This is a genomic window from Rhodoplanes elegans (assembly GCF_016653355.1).
Classification (GTDB): Bacteria; Pseudomonadota; Alphaproteobacteria; order Rhizobiales; family Xanthobacteraceae; genus Rhodoplanes; species Rhodoplanes elegans.
The window spans coordinates 1-2,535 of the sequence record NZ_NHSK01000279.1 but is presented as its reverse complement, the minus strand read 5'-3'; the positions used below and the strand labels follow the sequence as shown (position 1 = coordinate 2,535).

Genomic DNA, 2,535 nt, shown 5'->3' with positions numbered 1-2,535 from the left:
CGTCGGCCCCGATCCCCCAGGTCGCTCCGATGCGGCGCGACTTGTCGACGACGACGAGCTGCGTCTTCGAGGTGGCGGCCAGCAGCTCGCGCTGATACGGCAGCAGCACGGCCGGCAGGCTTTCGCCTTGGAGCGGCGCCGGCAACGTCGCGAGCATCTCGCGGCGATGGGCGGCCCAATCCTCGGTCGTCACGAGCTGGGTCATGTGGCTCACACTGATGCGACAGGGTTTGCGAATGTCACCGAGACAGCAGTCGCCCCGGGAACGCGCCGCCAGAGCTCTGTGCCGTGCAGACGGCCACCCGGAGGACATCACGTTCGAAGGTGCGCCGATGTGGCGAAGCTACCTCGCCGAGGTCGACGAGGTGCTTCAGGCCGCGCTGTCTCAGGGCGAATGGCTCCGCATCAGGTCCATCGACGACGCCCCGCGCGGGTGAGGTGCTCACGGATCACCTCCTGTTCCGGCGGGTCGGGTGACGCCCAAGATCTTCGCCTTGATGCTCTCCACCGTCTCGGCCGAGAGCCCCTTGCTGGCCGCGACCGCGTCGACCGCCTTCGCGGCCTTGGTCTGGAACTCGGTCTCGATCTTGCGCCGTGTCTCGGTGCTGATCCGCTTCGCCTCCTCGGCGTGCTTCAGAGCGCGGGCCGTCATCATCAGCATCTCGGCCGTGGCACCGTCGGCCGCGATCTCGCCGGCGTTGGAGAGAAGCTCGTTCAACAGCATCTTGATGCTCTCGGAGACGAGCAGTGTGACGGAGTCGTCGCCGGCGGCTTCGAGCTTCGGGGCCAGCACGGCGGCGATCTCGCGGGTCTCCTCCAGGCGGCGGCCGAGCACGGCGAGCCGGCAGGCGGTCCGGTTGAAAGCCGTGCGCGAAATCTGCGGCGGGTCCATCACGCCGTTGGTCAGCGCGGCGGCGCGAAGGCGCGCGTTGAACTCGTCGAGGATGTCGAGCTGGGTGCGCTTGCGCTCCTTCAGCTCCGAGAACGCCCACAGCTTCGTCTCGTCGGCCCAATCGGGCAGACGGTCGATGGCGGAGAGCTGACCGCGGCCCTCGGCCATCTCACGCCTCCGGCCGCGACGGCCGCTTGACGCCCTCGATCGCGACCGTGCGATCGAGATGCCGGCGGCCGGTCTCGGTGAGGGTCGCGACCTTGACGGAGCCGGCGTCGACGAGCGTCACGGCGCCCATCTCGGTCAGATACGCCAGCTCGCCGTGCACCCAGGCGCGCGGCCGCGCGATCCCGAAGGTCTCCAGCGAGACGCGCAGCAGCTCCGAGTTCAGCCGCTCGTCGATCTGCTCGCCGAGCGCCCGCAGGATGATGAGGCGGGCCTCCTCGCGGATGATGCGGTCCATCGTCGTCATGTCACTTCGCCTGCTCGAGCAGATACTCCTGGAGCCGCATCGAGGTCGCCGCCATCGGGCCGATCCGCTCGGTGAGCGCCTTCAGGTCGCCGCGCATGTCGGAGAGCGCCAGCTCCAGCCGGTGCGTCGCGTCGCGGTCCGGCAGGCCGTCGATCTGGCCCTCGATCTGCGTCGTGCGCGTCTCGACGGCACTCACGCGCGAACTGATCGCCGCGAGCGCGTCGGCCGAGGCCTTCTTGCGCTGGGTGACGACCGTGTAGGCAAAGCTCGCCAGCGCCACGGCCGGGCCCGACAGGGCGAGCAGAACGGTGTCGAGTGTCACTTCACGCCCTCGCATGCGTCGCCCGTCTCGGCGCCGGCGAAGCCGGCCCGCAGGCAGTCCCAATCGCGCCGCGCGGCGCCGATGATGGTGTTGGCGCGCTTGCGCGCTACCTGCTCGCGCTCCGCCACGGCGAGCACCGACTCGCCCTTGCGCGGCGGCAGCACCGGCACGGGCTGCAGATAGGCCGGCGCCGGGGGAATGCTGACGGCCGGCGGCTCCCTAGCGGGAGAAGAACCGCACCCCGCGATCGGTGAGATCGCAGCGACCATCGAGCAGACCAGGGCCGCTCTTGCCGCCCTTGCCGCCCTTGCCGGCCGCGCCGCCCGGGCGACCGGCGGCGCGCAAGATCTCGATCTCGGATTGCAGCTCACGATGTCGCTCCTGCGCGGTCGCGTCCTGCTCCTGCAGGCGCCGCGCGGTCGCCTGGGCGGATTCGGCGAGGTTTTTGGCCGCCCCCAACTGGGTCTTCAGCCGGGCGACCTCGGCCTTGGCGGCCGCGGCGTCGCAGGCCTGCTCGGCGGTTTGGTAGCCGGCGTCCCAGATCGCCCAGGCGAGCCAGCCGGCGGCCAGCACGGCGGCACCCGCGGCGAGCTTCCGCCAGCCGCCGGCGACGACCCACGCGATGATGGCGGCCGGGCTCATGCGGGCGCTCCGGCGAAGGGATCGACGGCGGCGATCGCCTCGCCCGACCAGGCGCGCTCCGCGGCGCGGCGCCGGCGCACGGCCCACAGGGCGTAAGCCGCGCCGCCGATCGCGATGGCGACGCCGATCAGGGTGAGGACGGTGAAGACCAGGTCGACGGTCCGGTTGCTGCCGACGAGCGGCTGCAGCTGCTCGCGCGCGCCATTG

General features: G+C 71.3%; 7 protein-coding genes and 1 pseudogene. 1 reads left to right on the top strand and 7 read right to left on the bottom strand.

From position 1 onward, the window contains the following. A pseudogene (locus tag CCR97_RS28715) lies at positions 1-205 on the bottom strand (hypothetical protein); the annotation flags it as partial. On the opposite strand from CCR97_RS28715, the gene CCR97_RS28710 reads away from it, so the two are divergent. Next, positions 204-437, top strand: a complete 234-nt coding sequence (locus CCR97_RS28710; RefSeq protein ID WP_111360611.1) for a hypothetical protein — start codon at positions 204-206, stop codon at positions 435-437. The pseudogene CCR97_RS28715 and the gene CCR97_RS28710 sit on opposite strands and share 2 nt — an antisense overlap. A gap of 5 nt (positions 438-442) precedes the next feature. Here the strand turns inward: CCR97_RS28710 and CCR97_RS28705 are convergent, their stop codons facing one another. The 6 genes from CCR97_RS28705 to CCR97_RS28680 form a co-directional block, all read right to left on the bottom strand. After that, positions 443-1,060 carry a DUF3486 family protein gene (locus CCR97_RS28705; protein WP_111360610.1) on the bottom strand — a complete coding sequence of 206 codons (618 nt, stop codon included), beginning with the start codon at positions 1,058-1,060 and terminating at the stop codon, positions 443-445. 1 nt (position 1,061) lies between these two features. Then, positions 1,062-1,364, bottom strand: a complete 303-nt coding sequence (locus CCR97_RS28700) for a VpaChn25_0724 family phage protein (RefSeq protein WP_244670734.1) — start codon at positions 1,362-1,364, stop codon at positions 1,062-1,064. Position 1,365: 1 nt separating this feature from the next. Then, positions 1,366-1,686, bottom strand: coding sequence for a DUF2730 family protein (locus CCR97_RS28695; RefSeq protein WP_170146110.1), 321 nt, complete (start codon positions 1,684-1,686; stop codon positions 1,366-1,368). Continuing rightward, positions 1,683-1,856, bottom strand: a complete 174-nt coding sequence (locus tag CCR97_RS28690) for a hypothetical protein (protein WP_201160132.1) — start codon at positions 1,854-1,856, stop codon at positions 1,683-1,685. Before CCR97_RS28690 ends, CCR97_RS28695 begins: the two co-directional genes overlap by 4 nt. Positions 1,857-1,905: 49 nt before the next feature. After that, on the bottom strand, positions 1,906-2,328 hold the full coding sequence (locus tag CCR97_RS28685; RefSeq protein ID WP_201160131.1) for a hypothetical protein: 423 nt from the start codon (positions 2,326-2,328) through the stop codon (positions 1,906-1,908). Beyond that, positions 2,325-2,535, bottom strand: a 211-nt coding sequence (locus CCR97_RS28680; RefSeq protein ID WP_201160130.1) for a hypothetical protein, incomplete at its 5' end; no start/stop codon positions are given. The genes CCR97_RS28685 and CCR97_RS28680, both read right to left, overlap by 4 nt.

Coding starts and splice junctions, on each gene's coding strand:
- CCR97_RS28710 (WP_111360611.1), top strand. CDS start 204: ATGTGGCTCACACTGATGCGACAGGGTTTGCGAATGTCACCGAGACAG.
- CCR97_RS28705 (WP_111360610.1), bottom strand. CDS start 1,060: ATGGCCGAGGGCCGCGGTCAGCTCTCCGCCATCGACCGTCTGCCCGAT.
- CCR97_RS28700 (WP_244670734.1), bottom strand. CDS start 1,364: ATGACGACGATGGACCGCATCATCCGCGAGGAGGCCCGCCTCATCATC.
- CCR97_RS28685 (WP_201160131.1), bottom strand. CDS start 2,328: ATGAGCCCGGCCGCCATCATCGCGTGGGTCGTCGCCGGCGGCTGGCGG.